Origin of the sequence: Viridibacillus arvi (assembly GCF_001274945.1) — a bacterium.
Lineage (GTDB): Bacteria > Bacillota > Bacilli > Bacillales_A > Planococcaceae > Viridibacillus > Viridibacillus arvi.
On the sequence record NZ_LILB01000005.1, the window covers coordinates 48,299 to 65,963 of the forward strand.

Here is a 17,665-nt window from a genome sequence, read left to right on the forward strand (position 1 = left end):
CATTGAGTATTGTCTTAAATAATCGCTTCAATATTAGCTAAATCTTCGGCTGTAAGTTTGATCTCACTTGCTTTTAAGTTTTCTAATAATTGATCTGTCTTTTTCCCACCAGGTATAACTGCTGTTATACCTTTTTGTGCTAGTAACCACGCAATTGCTAAGTTACCAATTGAAGTATCTTTCTTAACAGCTATTTCTTTTAATTTTTCAACTTTTGATAAGTTTACTTCAAAATTTCCAGCTTTAAAAAAATCTACACGATTTCGCCAGTCACCGCTATCTAATTTCAAATCTTTTGTATATTTCCCTCCTAGAATACCAAAAGCAAGAGGTCCATATGCAACAACAGCAATTTGTTGCTCGATGCAATATGGCAAAATATCTTCTTCAATAGCACGGTTTAGCATATTGTACTCCAACTGGACAACATCAATATCTCCTGTACTATTAGCTTCTTCTAACTGCTCAAGCGTTACATTTGAAATACCAATTGCCCTAATTTTGCCCTCTTGCTTCAACTTCACCAATTCAGCAACTGCTAATTCAAGCGAAGCACCTTGTTCAGGAAAATGGATAAAGTAAATATCAATATAGTCTAAACCTAAACGTTGTAAGCTAGCTTCACATGCACTTCGTAAATAGTCAGGTTCGTTATTTGTGACTATTTCTCCTTTTTCATTCTGCATTCTCGCACCCTTTGTAGCTAATATGTATTGCTCACGTGGGAAACTTTGAAGTACTTCTCCAACTAATTCTTCTGAACGACCAGGCCCATATATATCTGCCGTATCAATGAGAGTAACTCCATTGTTTAATGCTACTTTCACTAATTCTTTTCCAACTTCCTCATTCAAATTTTCGAACAAGTTATGACCTCCGACCGCATTCGTGCCTAAACCAATTGTTGAAATGGAAATATCCTGTTTTTCAATTGTCGTATAGTTCATCCAAGATTCCTCCTTTTATATTTAGCGTGATAAGTGAATGAGTTCCTCAGCAACTAGGTGACTAAAACTAATGATTTTTTTTGATAGCTGATTAAATTTCCGACGTGATAGATTCTCAGTTGAACCCGAGACTGCAAAGGCCGCTACTACTTCATGATTGATCAAAATCGGTGCTGCGATACAGCGCATACCGATTTCAGTTTCCTCATCATCTATAGCATAACCACGTTTGTTAATCTCTTGAATATGTCTTAGAAATAGATCCTTTTCCTGAAAAGTCTGAGCAGTCATTGGCGTAAAGTCGATGTTATTAATTAAGGCTTTTTGATCTTCATCGGATGAAAAAGAAAGTAATACTTTACCTATGGCAGAATGATGTACCTTTGATTCTCTCTTCCTTGACTGCACATCAATCTCAATTCCTTCCCTATTCACAATTCGTTTCGTGACAAGTTGTTCATCTTCGATCACTGCAAGATAGACATTTTCTTGTATTTCTTTTACGACTTCAAATGGCGTTTTTAATTCATGCCAAGGAATCTTTTTAAGGTTCACAATGACTGTTTGGAAAAATGCCTGATTCACTTGAAAATAGGATTTTTCTTTCGTGATTAACTTGTATTCTTGTAAAATCGCTAAAATCCGATAAGTTGAAGTAGAACTTAATCCAAGTTCATCCCCAATCTCAGTCGCTTTCAGTTTTGGATGCCGTTTTAATAACTCCAGCATCCTAAGCCCGTTTTGCAATGTTCTCTGTTCTGTTGCCTTCAACTCACTCACCTCACTACATATTTAGCATAAAGATGGATTGAGGAAATAGAAAATAATTATGCTTTATTTTCATATATTGGGAAAATACAATGATGAATTGCTTTTTTTGACTCTCAACAACTTGACTAAACTGAAAGACTATCACTTAATTCTTTTTTATTGTGTACATTATGATGCCTTTTTCTCTCCATAAAATATATCACAATAAGGACTGAATGAAGATTTAATAGTGTGGCTGTTGAAATCAGTAATAGTCTTTAGCTATGCTACCAAACGGATTTATAATCAACAGTTACTCGATTTAGCCACTCACAGTTGTATGTCGATTTAGACTCCATACACCCACTTTACATACACTCTTTTTAAGCTAATTATTATTGAAGAATAGTTAAAATAATTGACTTTATTTGCAGAAAGTATTTTCTTATATATTATTTTATTGTATGATATTTTCATACCAGGATTAGGAAGTGATTTCTTGTTTTTTACAATATTTCTAGCTATTATTTTTCCTATACTATCAGTTTTAAATACCAATAAGCTTATCTGTTTAAAAAATTATTCATCAACAAGGCAATTAAATTTGCAAACTAAAATACTCATGACAATACCTATAATTGCCTTACTTATACTTTCAATTGTTATATACAATTTTCATTCTCTATATGAAGAAAGAATGTCTCACGCATTGCTTTTATTAAGTATTTGGATGCTAACTACCTACTCTATTTTTATTTATAGAAATATAAAAGGTCTAAATAATAATTTAACTACTACAATTATATTAGCTTTGATGAGTCTTATTGCAGCAATTTATTTTACTCCTCTTGATCGATATAATAAATTGTTTAACAGCCATTATTACGTAGTACCTTTCTTAATTAGCTTAAGCTTAATTGTAATTACATACATAAATTTAATTAGGATCAGAAAAGCTTTTTTCTCGGTACAAACAAACTAATTAAATTGTTTATAGAAGACGTAAATTATATTCACCCCTATTTTATATACTAGATTTTAGAGGCAGTCAAAAATCGAAAAAACCCTTGAATCCGACCAAAACCGGTCTAATTCAGGGTTTTTTCATGTGGGAAATAACGTAAAAAACAACTTCATAAACAAAAAGAGTGTGCGCTTATTTTCACTGTTTTTTTGAATCACATTCCACCATATTGTTTTTGAAGTTTACTAATTGCAAATACATCAAAGGAGAGTGACCGTTTGAAAAAATGCCTGATTCACTTGAAATTATGATTTTCCTTTCGTATATAGGGAAAATACCAGTTCGAAATGAATTTTCCCTAATAACCTTAAGCATTCTATCGTCAATACTCTTAATATGTTTTACTTAGATGGAGAAAATGTAATTGTATAGCTTTCTCCTAACTCATCCCGTAACTGTTCTGTTAGTCTTAAGCCCTCTTTATTAAATTTAGAGATTAATTCATCAGCATTAGGTAATCTCTTGTCAGTATCCCAATCTATCCATTCCCCGTAATTTTCAGACCAACTAGAGAATGAATCAAGTAAATTTATCGATAAATCAAACTCTTCAATCTCAAAATTAGCACGACACTTTCCACACCAAATTGGATCTGTAAAATCCGCCTCTACAATCAAATTGTTAGAAATCTGTGAATTACAATTACATTTCATTCTATTTCCCCTTTTATATACTCTGCTGTTTAAACACCGAATTTTTTATATTTAATTCCTTAACCAACCATCATCATTTATCACCCTGACTGTATCACCAGCCCAATCATCTTTCTTAACAACCTCAAGGTCACATCGGTAAACTTCTCCACACTATCCGCTGCAACAGATTGAGGTCCATAAATCATTCTGAATAACTGCAACTGCTCCTCACTTGGCATATCAGTATTCAAGAATAAATGCATGACATGAATGCCCTTCTTCTCTGCATCCATTACTGCTTCTGCTGTATCAACAATCCCATTTTGCGCATATCCAAATGCTGAGGGTTCCCCGTCGGAGAATACAAGTAGAAATCGATGCTTTTCATCACGAGCTGCTAATCGCTTCGTCATCCAGCGAATTGCAAAGCCATCTCGATTATCTTCATGTGCTTCTAATGCCATAATGGCAGAGCCACTATCCTTTGCACCGTCCTCTAATTTATGCACCCATTCAAATGTATTCGGTTGTTTTTCTTCCGTTGCTTCGTAGGCATCTTCATAAAAAGAGACGATTTCATGTGTTATACCCATTTTACGCAAAACATCATGAAAAAGTAGAACTGCCTGCTTTGTTTCGTCCATTTTATCAATCATAGAAGCCGAGCCATCAACTAATAAACCAAACACTGCATCTAGAGGCTTCGCTGGTGAATTTTTCTTATAAAATGGCTTTGGTCTTTCATCGATTAAAAAGGTTGTTAGTTTGGAGGAAAGTCGACCTTTTGTTAAATGGTCACGTCTGGCAATTTCCTTTTGAGCCATACGCTTTCTGAATTCAGCCATTAATGCCTTCACATAAGGTTCTTGCGTAGTACGCCAAGTGACTAAATCATCCATTGAACCAGTTTCTCGGACCGTTTCAATTCTTCTCTCTTCATAGACGACATTTCGATGTTCTTCACCAAAATATTTGCCTGCTCGCTTTTTCTCAGGAGGCAATTTTTTTACATCGTCAGTATCATCTTGTTGTACAGAATCCTTTTGATCTTGTGCTCCACCAATACCGACTTCGGAAATCTCTGCTCCTTCTCGTCCTTCTTCCGCTTCTGTTGACATTGCCTTTCCTTCATTACCATGCTCTAGTTCATAACGCATATGGACGCCATCGTCAGACTGTGACTCGCGATGCCAAGTGCGGAATAGCTCTTCAATCGTTTCTTTTGCCTCTTCTTTGTTACCTTGTTCTTGTTCTGTAACACCTTTATGTTCATTGAACTTTGCTGCTTCTGCTATAGAATCCATAATTGCATAGTAAGTGTGCATTAAGTCTTTTTCCATATGTTCTGCAATCATAGCCATTACGCGATAAACAACCTCAATGCTATCTTCAGTTGAACGAGTATCATAAAGAGACTGCCAAGTGAATTGTAATAGTTCAAAAAAGTCAGGCATACTAGATGTATCTAATTGCATAGAGCCTTCATGTGCCATGACGAATAAATAATTCAAAGTAGCATCTGCTAAAAAGCCCTTTTGTAAATTAACTTGAAGTTGCTGCTTATGAAATTCCAAATACACTCTACGTCTTACGTTAAATGCCTCACCAGTACCTGGGCGTTCCTTCTCAACCGCATCCATTAAACGGAATTCTTCTGCCATTAATACAAGTTGCTCAAATAAATGGGCATTAGGTTCCCCTTGTAAATCCTCAAGTAATTCTAAAAAGGGCTCCACTGAAAAATAGCGCCAAAAGCCAGCCGCTAGCAAATAGATATCCGATAATCGCCCAGCATGCATGATTGCCCGATCACGATGACGCCAAAAAACACTAATTGACAGTGCCTGCTCCTTTGGACGTAACTCTAGTACTTGTCTTTCTGTTAAAGATAAGTATGGGGCATGAGATAACGCTCGCGTTAATTGCTCATAATGAAGCATCTGGCGTGCATTAATCTGTTCATTATTAAATTGAATAAAGCGATTCATCTGTGACATGCAATCAACCTCACTTCACCCACGTTTTAGCTAATTCCATTACGAGCTCACGTTCTCCAACATCGTCCAATTTCTCTGCAACTGCATAGCGAATTGCGCGCAGTGGTTCAATATATTGAGCTAACTCAGTAGCGTCCATTAAACTACGGATAGATGCGGCTTCTTCACTTAGCAAGCCATTTTGCACCTGCAACTTCAAATCCTCAGCTAAATTGTACATGACGTTTTTCAAACTTTGTGGTGCATTTGGAAAAGCACTTTCCCATAAATTCTTAAGCTGCTCACCAGCCAAGTATGGAATGCTGTAGGAAATAAAACGGTTCTTCAGTGCCTCATTCATCGGTGCTGTTCCGATATAGCCTTCGTTAATAGCCGATATTACATTAAAATGTGGATGAGCTTCAATTACTTCTCCCGTAAACGGATTTGTTAACATACGTCGATAATCAAGAACACTGTGTAAAATCGGTAATGTCTCCGCCTTTGCCATATTGATTTCATCAATATATAGTAAGTGCCCTTCCTTCATCGCCTTAACAACAGGTCCTTCCACAAACTCAATTACTGTTTCTCCATCCTTTTGCACGATTGTCTTAAAGCCAAGTAAGCTTTCAGCATCTAAATCAACCGAGCAGTTGATACTATGCATAGGCTGTCCAAAATAAGCAGACACCGATTCAGCTAACTTCGTTTTACCTGAACCCGCTGGCCCTTTTAATAGCACTGGTTTTTGCAAAGCAACACTGATCAATACATCTTGCCACAACGTCGGGTCTGGTGAAATGTAGCCACCATTTCCAATAAGTAATGCCTGTTCTTCGCTATATACACGAGCAAGACGCTCATTCTTAATCTTTTTAACTAAATCATGCATGTCTAGTTCCTCCTTGTTGAGCTTACATATGATAAAAAACGGCTTTCGCATATTTTTGCGGAAGCCGTTTTTGTTTAATACTACTACTTATTCGAAGTATTCTTTGTAGAAGCCACCAATATTTCCTGAATTATCGATAACAAAAATGAATTCTTCTGTTTCATTTTTCACTTCATATTCTTTCCCAACAGTTAGTACATTTGATACAAGGTATTTCTTTGCATCTGTTTGTTTACAAGTAACTATTTTAATCGTTGGTGCGTCTTTCCATTTTAAATGTAACATGGTATAAACAACCTCTCTTATTAGAAAATCCTTAATAAATACGTAAATAGATTACATTCTCCTATTTTAAACGATTTTCACTGGAAAGTGCGAGAAAAGCGCATATTTTTTTGAGAAATTGTAACTGAATAGTAAAGTGATTTATAAACTTAGCCAATCTTAACGACTTTTATTAATTAAAGCTTTTCATAATTACTATAAAATCCACATACAAAAACCCATCATTTTTAGCAACTCACAAATTGTAAGCAAAACCATCGTAAGATATTTTATGTTAAAATGGATTATATTTGAAAAAGAAGATTTAGGAGGGAAACAAATTGTTATACATAGCTTTGCTTACTAGCATTATTTTATCTATCATATTGCCTACAATATCAAAGAAATTCAACCTTAATAAACATACAGGAGGTTTGGCTATTTTTGTTAGTTTTATAATTGGAATGATTATCGTAAATGAGCAAGTAAACTATACAATTCCAATAATTATTAGCGCTTCCTTAATCGTTATTACATCAATACTCGTTCAAAATTTTAAATTATCTAATATTTGGACTTTATTAACCCAAATTCTTGCCGCACTAGTAGTTATTTTAATAGGTCGCGTAGAAATCAGCTTTATTAATCATATCGAATTAGGCTATTTAACAATTCCTTTCACATTACTATTTATAGTTTGTTTTACAAATACAACTAACATTGAAAAGAGTCCAGATGGCTTACTAACATCGCTCTCAATAATTACTTTACTTACTCTTTCAATAATCGCATTTTTACAAGGGGATTCGTTTGCTGCAACAACAGGATTGCTACTTATTGTATCTACTTTAGGCTTTCTTCTGCATAGCTCCATTTCATCAAAAGTCGACATAGGTAAAACTGGAACTATTTTATTAGGTTTTATGATAGCTATACTTTCATTATTCCTTGTTAAAACAAGCATCTTAGCAATTTATGTTCCACTATTTACTTTAGCTGTACCTATAGCTCTGTATTACTATTTCATTCAATACAAATTTACAAATAAACAATCTACGATTATTTGTTGTACAGTCGCCATTCTACTTTGTATACCTGTATTTCTCTTTTCAAATTTAGCATTGTGGTGCTTCATAATCGGATTAACAATGATCATCGTTATTTCTCAATTTTCCCATAAATACAGATTTATTTAGAAGAAAATTTAGAAATGCTTTCTTAAAACTATTGTAGGTTTTAAAAAATATTTATTAGTTGGAACTATAATAGAACAAATTTACTTAACTTTGAATATATGCTAATTCAAAATAATCTGATATAGTTAATTAATATGGAAAACATTGTATAAAAATATTTGTATTTATTCACCAATTACTAGGAGCATGTAAACTCAAAAGGAGGTATAAGACAGTGGATAAATTAAGAATTAACTCTTCAAAATAAAAATTTGAGGAGGATAATAAATGGAATTAACATATAAAAATAGTAAAACTATCGATAGTGAACAATTAAAAAATTTATATAACGATGTTGGTTGGACTGCTTATACAAAAGATATAGAATTGCTTCAACAAGCATTACTTCAATCTTTAGAGGTCGTCTCTGCTTGGGATGATCACAACTTAGTAGGGTTAATTCGTATTGTTGGTGATGGTTTAACGATAATTTATATCCAAGACATACTTGTATTAAATGAATATCAAAACAAAGGAATTGCTTCCCAATTAATACAAGATGTTATGAGCAGATATGAGAGTGTTCGACAAAAAGTACTATTAACTGAAGAAGCTCCAGATGTAAGACATTTTTATGAAAAACAAGGCTTTCAATCTTGTGATAAAGGCGATTTAGTATCGTTTGCTAAGTTAAATTAGATGGTACTTGTCTAGTATTTATAAATAGAAATGTTACACAAGAGGTAGAGTTGATTTTATAACTCTACCTCTTTTGAATTTAATCAAGATGGACTGCTGCGAAGTGATATTCAGCCGATTTGTGGTATGCTAATACTATATAATTGTACTTTTCGCACTTGGAGGTGTCCTCATGTCCTTTGGTAGCTTACCGGGATGGTTTTTCGTCATCGCATTTGCCTTCTTCATTATCTTCTTTATCGTTGCAGAATGGAAAACACGAAAATAACATGACTAAAAGCGATAGGAGATGCTGTCTCCTATCGCTTTTTATTTAACAGTTATATTAACTTGAATTGGTTAACTACAAATGAATCTTCGATATGTCCTACAATATCCCCTGCATCATTCTTAATGAAAGGTGGTCGCAATTCTTTTAAGTACTGGATCATGTTCTTATCTTTATAATTTATCTGTTCTAAAATTGAAGCAATTATATTTGGCCACACATCTTCTGAACCATTCATCACCTTTAGTGCAATACCTATTCTTTCTTCTTTCAAAGCGAAGCAATAAACTCCTTGCGCTCCTCCTTTTGCTACAATATTTGAACTTTGCAATAGAGTGCTGCATATGAAATTGTCTGATGCAATCATATTATTATGTCGGTTCATAGCTGCGGTTAGTTTAACTACCGCTTTTCTTATTTCGATATCTTCAATTAAATCTGGACAACCTAGTTTAAGGAAACAAATGGCCATATTTTCAAGTGGAATTGCAAATACCGGAACTCCACAACCATCAATACCGATTTTAATTTGATCAACTGCCATATTTGATAGTTTGGCAAGTATATGTAGAATTTGCTGTTGTAGAGGATGCTCTGGCTTCCAATACTCATCAACAGAGTAACCTAATTCACGACAAACCGTGATAAAGCCCATATGTTTGCCAGCACAATTGTGATACAATTTACGCTTTACTTTACCTTCTCTTATAACTTGATGTTGTGGACTTTTATTTAATGGATAAGAGGGAGCACAATAAAGCTCCTCTTCTTCTACAGGTAGTTTTGACAGCATACTCTCTAATGCATCTACTTGATAGGATTCTCCTCGATGAGAGGCCATAAACAAAGCACTTTCTTGTTCAGTCAATTGATACTTTTCAATAATATTCGTCATAAATACAGGAATTGCTTGTATCGGTTTAGCTGCCGAACGTAAGAAAACATATTGCTCTGTATCACCGACATGAAACGCAGTTTGTAGCTGCTCATTTACGCCACAAATTATACCTGTATGAGTATTTTCAAGCATATTTGCTCGATATTCTTTTATCAAAATATCATATGTCATTAGCAATCATCCACCTTACAAAGGTATTCTTTAACTCATAAATCTAGTAAGACCTTTTGAGCTTGAATAGCAGCTCCTCTTACGACACCTTCACTACCAAGCTTTGAGTATACAATTTTAAGATTTTGACGAATGGACTGCCATATATAACGGTCACATTTTTCTTCTATAAATTTGCCTATCCCCGGTAGCTCATCAATTAAATGCCCACTTAAAATGATATACTCTGGTTCATACAAACAAGCCATATTACTAACAGCAAGCGCTATATACGTAGTTACACGGTCCATTATATTACATGCCCATGTCTCCTTTGAACGATAGGCATCATACACTTCTTCTATAGAATGGATTGGCTTTACTTTATTGGCATCAGCAATAATGGCACTTTCAGAAATATACGTTGATAAGCAACCTACTTTTCCACAATGGCATATTAAGCCATTAGGATCGATCACTGTATGACCAATTTCTCCAGCGTTATTTGAAGTGCCACGGTGTACTTCACCATGAAGTAATATGGCTGCACCTATGCCTGATCCAATGCCTAGTAAAATACAATTATCAGAGTCTATTGATTGCCCTATTGTATTTTCAGCTATTATTTTCATCTTAAGTTCATTATCAATGATGACGTTATGAGTCGTTAATTCCTTTAAATCATCTGCCAGTGGGATATTTCCCCACTGCAGTTGTTCGGAAATTTTAACGATGCCTTTTTCATAATCAATAGAACCTGGTAATCCTACCCCTAAACCGATTACTTTTTTCATCTCAATCTGGTTTTCATTAATGATTTGTAAAGTTTTTTCATGAATATTATTTAACGTTTCTCTATAACTCTCTTGTGATTTTCTCTGGAAAATTTTAAAGTCCACAAGCTCCCCTAGAAAATCGACTAAGCCAACTCTAACTATTCGACGATCTAGTTCCACACCTACTGTATATAAGACATCTGGACATAATTCCAACAATGTTGGCCTTCTTCCGATACTTGTTGATTCAATAAGTGATTCCCGGACAAACCCTTCTTCTTGTAGCTCTTGAACAATTCTCGTAATTGAAGTTGGACTCATTTTCGTTACTTTGGACAGTTGTATCCGAGAAATTGGTGACATTGTTCTTATTAATTCTAAAACTAATAATCTATTTTGTTTTTTCATCAATAATTGGTCTTGCTTTTCCATAAGACACACTTCCCTGTTCATAAGTAAAATTCTTGAGAATCATTCCTTATGTTCATAATAATGGAAATTACTAGAAAAATCACTTTATTACTTATATTTTCGGATAAATTCTACAGCTTGAGAAATGTCCGCTTCAGGAGCATCCTTTACTTCTCTTTCAATAGTTAAATATCCTGTGTAGTTAATGCTTTGTAATGCTTTAAAATAGCGGTCAAAGTTAACATCTCCCTGGCCTAATGGAAGCTCCCTGAAATATTCTCCAGCAGCTACCATTTCAGCAATTTTACGATGATCTACCCCTTCTCCGTATCCTATAAAGCCATAGACATCTCTTGGATCCGTCTTTTTTAACTGCACTCCATCTTTCACATGAGTATGAACAATATAGTCTTGTAAAATTTCCACTCCTGTAACTGGGTCATCTCCTGTTACCATAACCATATTGGCTGGGTCAAAATTTACTGACACACCATTGGTACTTAGACTATCTAAAAACTGCTTTAAAGTTTCAGCTTTTTCAGGTCCAGTTTCAATAGCAAAGTAAGCATCTAGACCTTTCGCGTATTGCCCTAGCTCCTCACATGCTTGCTGTAATGCATAGTAAATTTCACTATTTTGATCTTCTGGAATGATACCAATATGTGTTGTCACAATATTGGTACCAAGTTCGACTGCCATATCTAGTATTCTTTTTGATTTTTCGACTTTGAGTGCATTGTCATGTTTGTTTTGAAAACCATGCCCTCCTAAATCACCACATAAAGCGGAAATATCTAAATCTATTGATGTTAAGTAATCTCTTAATTCTTTTCGAGCTGATGTAGACATATTCTCAGGTGCCATTTCACCCGAAACGGCATAGATTTGAACACCGTCCGCTCCAATGTCTTTCGCTTTTTTTAAACCTTCATAAAGGGGTAATCCAAGGCTATCCACTATAACACCAATTTTATTGGATAGTTGTAAGGTTGATGTCATTTTAGTAGCGCACCTCGCTTTTTGTTTCTGCTGCTTTATAAATACCTTCTAGGATTTTCATAATTTCAACTCCATCTTCAACTGGTGCTTGTGAAACTACGCCTGTTACGCAGCATTCAATAAAGGAATTGATCTCATTTTGAAAAGCATTTTGGAAATCAAAAGTTAAATGATCGATTTGAGGCTGCATATTCAAAATAGTATCGTTTTCTTCGCTAATAATAACTAGTTCTGGTTCTAATTCAGCTCCGCCTTTTGTGCCATATAGTTTGACACCTAACTCATCCTCTTTGGCATGTAGTGTATACGACACATCGACTAATAAAGAGGCACCATTTTCAAATGTAATTAAGGCATTTGCTAAATCTTCCACAGTATTTTCTGTTTGATCATAATCCGCTGTTTTATAAAAACTTAGATTCTTTACGTTTTTTCGATTTCCTAGATGGTTATACGTATTGCCTGAGATTGATTTTACTTTTGGTCTACCCATCAAATACCAGCAAATATCGATGATGTGCACCCCAATATCAATTAAAGGGCCACCACCGGACTTATTGACATCTACAAACCAACCTCCTGGGTTTCCTAGGCGTCTCGTATAAGTAGCCTTAGCATAATAGATATTTCCTAGCTTTCCAGCATCAATAAAGGACTTTAATACTTTTGTGTTCGTACCAAATCGTCTCACAAATCCTACTTGGAATACTTTATTATGCTTATCTGCCTCTTCTTGAATCGCATAAGCTTCTTCTACTGTCATACATAATGGCTTCTCAACTAGGATGTGTAAATCATGCTTTAATGCTTCGATCGCAATTTCTGCATGCGTTTTGTTCCAAGTACAGATGCTGACCGCGTCAACATTCGTGTCTAAAAATAACTCTTCTAAACTTTTAAATACCTTTTTCGCACCATATTGTTCAGCTTTTTTCTGCGCTCTTTCATACACATAATCATATACACCATATATAGTGACATCTGGATTATTAGCATAAGCTTTAAAATGATGGTCAGAAATTGTTCCTGTTCCTATAACACAAACATTTATTTTCGACATAATTCCAGCTCCTTTTGATGAGGTTTATCTGTTAACAGTTCGTCTCATGCCATAAGCGTCTGACATTATCCATCCCGATTTTTGAGCCAACTTCGCAATCTTCCATGCCTTCAAATTCTATTGTGAGATATCCGTCATATCCCGAGGATTTAACAGTTTTCATGATTTCACGAATATTAATGTCGCCGTGTCCTACAATTGCACCGCGAATATAATTATCATTTACTGTTCTAAACCATTCACCTGCTCCTGGATTTTCAAAATAAGGTCTAGTATAAAAATCTTTAAAATGCACTGTTGCAGCGTACAGGATATTTTTCTTTACACCGACTAAAGGTTCTTCATCTATACATAGGAAATTCCCTACATCTAATGTTGTTTTAAAATTCGGTCTATTTACAGCGTGAATAACTTGTTGTACGCGATCGCTCGTTTGAACATTAAAACCATGGTTTTCAATTGTTGTTGTAATACCAAACTGTGCTGCATAATCTGCGAGGAGTTGGCTTCCTTTTACAAGTTGATCGAAGTGTTCGTTAAAATAATGTATTGTCATATCCTCTTTTGGTAACGTAAAGGCAGTAACATCATGTCGCATAATTTTAATGCCCATTCGATTCACAATATCAACATGTTGCTTTAATCGTTCTACCTCTGCATAAAATGCCTCATCTGTCTCTTGAACAAAATTTGCTGGTAAAGAATATGCTGATAATTCAAGTCCAAGTTGTTGGGCTTTTTCTTTAATTTGATCGGCAAGTTCCGGGTTATCTACAACTGTGAATTCATAAGGTACAAGTTCGACGTGCTCTCCACCATTATCTGCAACCCATTGAATGACATCTAATACATCCATATGTCCTGCTCTCATTTTCTTTACTAAGCTATACGTACTTAATCCAACTTTCATAGCGATCACCTCTTCGATTTATTGGTCTAACAAATGGCAAGATGCAAAATGATTTTCTTCTTGAAGCTGTTGTCTTTTTGGCTTCTCTTTTTTACAAATATCCATAGCAAAAGGACATCTTGTATGAAATGTACACCCTGATGGAGGATTTTTCGGACTCGGTATATCCCCTTTTAGAATGATTTTCTCTTTTCTTAATCTAGGGTTTGCAACTGGTACAGATGATAATAATGCTTTCGTATACGGGTGTTGCGGATTAGCAAAAACAGTGTCTTTAGGCCCCGATTCAACGATTGCGCCTAAATACATAACACCTATATTGTCACTTATATGCTCAACAACACTTAAATCGTGTGAGATAAATAAATAGGAAATACCATACTCTCTTTGTAAATCTTTTAATAGATTTAATATTTGAGATTGGATAGAAACGTCCAGTGCAGAAACAGGTTCGTCTGCAATAATAAGCTGTGGTTTCATAATTAAAGCACGTGCAATACCAATTCTTTGTCTTTGTCCACCACTAAACTCATGAGCATACCTTTCTGAGTGATACTCACTTAACCCTACAACTTCTAGGATTTCTAACACCTTTTTCTGACGCTCACTAGTCGATAGATTCGTATGAATAGTCAGCGGCTCAGCAATAATTTCTTTTACTTTCATACGTGGATTCAATGATGCATAAGGGTCTTGGAAAATCATTTGAACCGATTGCCTCATCTGCTTTAATTGCGATTCTTTTTTATTAGAAACTTCCATTCCATCAATCCAAATAGATCCTTCAGTAGGTTCTAATAATCTAGAGATGAGACGACCAGTTGTCGATTTACCACAGCCACTTTCGCCAACAAGACTAAATGTCTCGCCTTTTTGGATTTCAAATGACACATCGCTTACTGCTTGAATTGTTTTTTTCTTCTCAAAAAAGCCATTTGACAACTCGAATGATTTTTTGAGCTTTTCAACTCTTAATATTGTATTTGACATTCGCCTCACCTCGTTTCTAGTTCATATAGCCAACAACTGCATAACCTATCATTCTCTATTGCTAGACAAGCAGGTTCTTGCTCATGGCAAATTGGCATCGCCATATTGCATCTAGGAGCAAATTTACAACCTTTTGGCATATTAGATGGATTGGGTACATTTCCTTTTATGGAATCTAATTTATCTTTTTTCTCGCCTAATTTTGGAACAGAAGCGATCAAGCCTTTACTGTATGGATGCTTCGGATTTTCGAATAAATCGTAAACAGATGCCTCTTCAACAACTTTGCCTGCATACATAACAACTACTCTGTCACACATCTCAGCTACTACACCTAAATCATGTGTGATTAATAGAATTGACATTTTTTCTTCTTTTTGAAGTTTTTTCATAAGCTCTAATATTTGCGCTTGTATTGTTACATCGAGAGCAGTTGTAGGTTCGTCTGCAATAAGTAAATTTGGATTACATGACATCGCCATAGCAATCATTACACGTTGTCGCATTCCTCCAGAAAGTTGATGAGGATACTCATCTACAATTTCATCTGGCCTTGCAATCCCTACTTTCGTGAGCATCGCAATTGCATGTTCTCTTGCTTCACTTTTATTTAGCTTTAAGTGCACTCGGATTGGTTCAGTGAGCTGCTTTCCTATTTTCATAACTGGATTTAATGAAGTCATCGGATCTTGGAAAATCATAGCCATTTGCTTGCCACGCAATTTACGCATTTCATAGTCTGATAGATTGACTAAATTCGAGTCATTGAAATAGATATTTCCATTTGTGATTTCACCAGTAGTTCCTTGAAACAAACGCATAATGGATAATGATGTTAAACTTTTCCCACAGCCAGATTCACCAACAAGACCTAACACTTCACCTTCATTGATATGAAAGTTAACTCCATGCAATATTCTCGTCTTCTGTTTATCCCTTGTAAATTCCGTTTGTAATTCTTCAACCTGAAGTAGTTTTTTAGTCATATCCTGATTCCCCTTAATCGTTCTTCGTTTTCGGATCTAATACATCTCGTAATCCATCACCTATTAAATTAAAAGCAAGAACAGTTAAAAAGATGGCAATCCCAGGTACAATTACTACATGTGAAGCTGTGCCTAAATAATCTCTACCGGTACTTAACATTACTCCCCACTCAGGTGTTTCAGGACTAGCACCTAAGCCTAAAAAACTTAAACTTGAAGCTGCTAAAATCGCTGTCCCTATTCGCATTGTTACGAAAATAATAAGGCTACTTACTGTTTCCGGGAAAATATGTTTATACATAATGCGACGATGTGGTGCCCCCATTGATTTTGCTGCTTCTACATAGGTGTTCTCTTTGGCTTCTAAAGTGGCCCCACGGACGAGTCTAGCAAATGAAGGTATCCCAAATACCGTTACTGCGATAATCACATTATTTAAACCAGGTCCTAGAATTGCCACAATAGCAATTGCTAAAAGTAAGTCTGGAAAAGAAAACAAGACATCACTTGAACGCATTATTATACGATCCAACCATCCGCCAAAGTAACCGCTCATTAAGCCTAAAATGGTGCCTAGGATCATTCCTAAAAAAACTGAAGCGAAGCTAACGCTCAACGAAATTCTTGTCCCCATGATTAGTCGACTTAATATATCTCGGCCATATTCATCAGTTCCTGCTAAATGTGATTTACTAGGAGGTTCTAATAAAGCATCGTAATTTGGTTTATATGGATCGAATGGTGCGATATAAGGCGCTAAGATAGCTACTAAGATTAGTAATAAAACAAACACACTAGCGATAAATGCTACTTTTTGCTTTCTAAAATTTTTCCAAAACTCTTTCACTGGAGAGTATTTTGGTTGCATGGATACTGTTTTCTCATTTTTGTCTATTGAAACACTATTCATAAATACCCTCCTTTAGGACTGAATTTGAATTTTTGGATTTAGAACGCTGTATAAAATATCTACTACTAAATTGACGATAATGAATTCAATCGCAAACAGTAGAAGTGCTGACTGAATTACTGGATAATCCCGAAATGCAATTGAATCAATGAGTAAACGGCCCATTCCAGGGAAACTAAAAACTGTCTCAACAACAACTGATCCACCTAAAAGGAATCCAAATTGTAAGCCTGCAATCGTTACAACAGGTATTAAAGAATTTCTCAAAGCATGTTGTATAATAACAACTGATTCCTTCAATCCTTTCGCACGACCCGTTCGTATATAGTCTGTCTGCAATGTTTCTAATAAAGATGACCTTGTAAACCTTGCAATCATTGACATAATACCTGCTCCTAACGTCAATGAAGGCAGAATATAGCTTTTGAAGCCCTCCGATCCACCAGTTGGAAGCATACCTAGTTGTACAGAAAACAGTTGAATCAACAGTAATCCTAACCAAAACCCCGGTAATGAAATACCAGATACTGCTGTTACCATACCTAAATAATCAGGCCATTTGTTTTTAAATACAGCTGATATAGCTCCTATCAATAAACCAATAATTGTCGCCCAAATCATCGCAAAAAATGTTAAATAGATAGATGGCATGAAACGCGATGAAAACATATCGGAGACTGGTAAACCCGTCTTTAAAGATGTGCCTAAATTACCTTGCAACAAATTCCCCATATAAGAAATGTATTGTTTCCATATAGGATCATTTAAACCTAACTCTTCTCTTACATTTTGGACATCTTGTAAAGTCGCATCTTTACCCGCAACTAACCGTGCAGGATCACCAGGAATAAAGTGAATAAACAAGAATGACAGTATCGAAACTACAAAAATTATTGGCAATATTTCTAACACTCGTTTTATGATATATCGAAGCAAATATAC

Annotated in this window: 17 protein-coding genes; 2 read left to right on the forward strand and 15 right to left on the reverse strand. The window is 35.2% G+C overall.

What is annotated here, in order from left to right; all coding sequences use genetic code 11:
- Positions 1-14: 14 nt before the first annotated feature.
- From AMD00_RS09615 to AMD00_RS09645, 6 genes are all read right to left on the reverse strand, one after another.
- On the reverse strand, positions 15-947 hold the full coding sequence (locus AMD00_RS09615; RefSeq protein ID WP_053416869.1) for an aldo/keto reductase: 933 nt from the start codon (positions 945-947) through the stop codon (positions 15-17).
- Between the two features lie 21 nt (positions 948-968).
- Complete coding sequence (locus AMD00_RS09620; protein WP_053416870.1) at positions 969-1,718, reverse strand: IclR family transcriptional regulator; 750 nt, start codon at positions 1,716-1,718, stop codon at positions 969-971.
- A 1,344-nt stretch (positions 1,719-3,062) separates the two neighbouring features.
- Positions 3,063-3,374, reverse strand: a complete 312-nt coding sequence (locus AMD00_RS09630) for a hypothetical protein (RefSeq protein WP_053416871.1) — start codon at positions 3,372-3,374, stop codon at positions 3,063-3,065.
- An 80-nt stretch (positions 3,375-3,454) separates the two neighbouring features.
- A complete protein-coding gene (locus tag AMD00_RS09635) occupies positions 3,455-5,353 on the reverse strand; it encodes a vWA domain-containing protein (RefSeq protein ID WP_053416872.1) in 1,899 nt (632 codons plus the stop codon).
- A 10-nt stretch (positions 5,354-5,363) separates the two neighbouring features.
- Positions 5,364-6,227 (reverse strand): ATP-binding protein, encoded by an 864-nt coding sequence (locus AMD00_RS09640; RefSeq protein WP_053416873.1) that lies wholly within the window; start codon positions 6,225-6,227, stop codon positions 5,364-5,366.
- Between the two features lie 87 nt (positions 6,228-6,314).
- Positions 6,315-6,512, reverse strand: a complete 198-nt coding sequence (locus AMD00_RS09645) for a DUF6501 family protein (RefSeq protein ID WP_053416874.1) — start codon at positions 6,510-6,512, stop codon at positions 6,315-6,317.
- 320 nt (positions 6,513-6,832) lie between these two features.
- On the opposite strand from AMD00_RS09645, the gene AMD00_RS09650 reads away from it, so the two are divergent.
- Positions 6,833-7,687, forward strand: coding sequence for an MraY family glycosyltransferase (locus tag AMD00_RS09650; protein WP_053416875.1), 855 nt, complete (start codon positions 6,833-6,835; stop codon positions 7,685-7,687).
- Between the two features lie 267 nt (positions 7,688-7,954).
- Entirely contained in the window at positions 7,955-8,365 is a 411-nt protein-coding gene (locus tag AMD00_RS09655) for a GNAT family N-acetyltransferase (RefSeq protein ID WP_053416876.1), read from the forward strand.
- Between the two features lie 320 nt (positions 8,366-8,685).
- Here AMD00_RS09655 and AMD00_RS09660 read toward each other — a convergent pair whose 3' ends face one another.
- The 9 genes from AMD00_RS09660 to nikB form a co-directional block, all read right to left on the reverse strand.
- Positions 8,686-9,702 carry an asparaginase gene (locus tag AMD00_RS09660; protein ID WP_053416877.1) on the reverse strand — a complete coding sequence of 339 codons (1,017 nt, stop codon included), beginning with the start codon at positions 9,700-9,702 and terminating at the stop codon, positions 8,686-8,688.
- 35 nt (positions 9,703-9,737) lie between these two features.
- Positions 9,738-10,889 carry an ROK family transcriptional regulator gene (locus AMD00_RS09665; RefSeq protein ID WP_053416878.1) on the reverse strand — a complete coding sequence of 384 codons (1,152 nt, stop codon included), beginning with the start codon at positions 10,887-10,889 and terminating at the stop codon, positions 9,738-9,740.
- 87 nt (positions 10,890-10,976) lie between these two features.
- Positions 10,977-11,867 (reverse strand): sugar phosphate isomerase/epimerase family protein, encoded by an 891-nt coding sequence (locus AMD00_RS09670; protein ID WP_053416879.1) that lies wholly within the window; start codon positions 11,865-11,867, stop codon positions 10,977-10,979.
- 1 nt (position 11,868) lies between these two features.
- Positions 11,869-12,927, reverse strand: coding sequence for a Gfo/Idh/MocA family protein (locus AMD00_RS09675; RefSeq protein WP_053416880.1), 1,059 nt, complete (start codon positions 12,925-12,927; stop codon positions 11,869-11,871).
- A 31-nt stretch (positions 12,928-12,958) separates the two neighbouring features.
- The gene (locus AMD00_RS09680; RefSeq protein ID WP_053416881.1) at positions 12,959-13,837 is read right to left on the reverse strand and encodes a sugar phosphate isomerase/epimerase family protein; all 879 of its coding nucleotides are present in this window, start codon (positions 13,835-13,837) and stop codon (positions 12,959-12,961) included.
- A gap of 18 nt (positions 13,838-13,855) precedes the next feature.
- A complete protein-coding gene (locus tag AMD00_RS09685) occupies positions 13,856-14,827 on the reverse strand; it encodes an ABC transporter ATP-binding protein (RefSeq protein WP_053416882.1) in 972 nt (323 codons plus the stop codon).
- Positions 14,828-14,832: 5 nt separating this feature from the next.
- On the reverse strand, positions 14,833-15,813 hold the full coding sequence (locus AMD00_RS09690) for an ABC transporter ATP-binding protein (protein WP_053416883.1): 981 nt from the start codon (positions 15,811-15,813) through the stop codon (positions 14,833-14,835).
- Positions 15,814-15,826: 13 nt separating this feature from the next.
- Entirely contained in the window at positions 15,827-16,681 is an 855-nt protein-coding gene (locus AMD00_RS09695) for an ABC transporter permease (protein WP_053418252.1), read from the reverse strand.
- Positions 16,682-16,735: 54 nt separating this feature from the next.
- A complete protein-coding gene (gene nikB / locus AMD00_RS09700) occupies positions 16,736-17,659 on the reverse strand; it encodes a nickel ABC transporter permease (RefSeq protein WP_053416884.1) in 924 nt (307 codons plus the stop codon).
- Positions 17,660-17,665 lie beyond the last annotated feature (6 nt).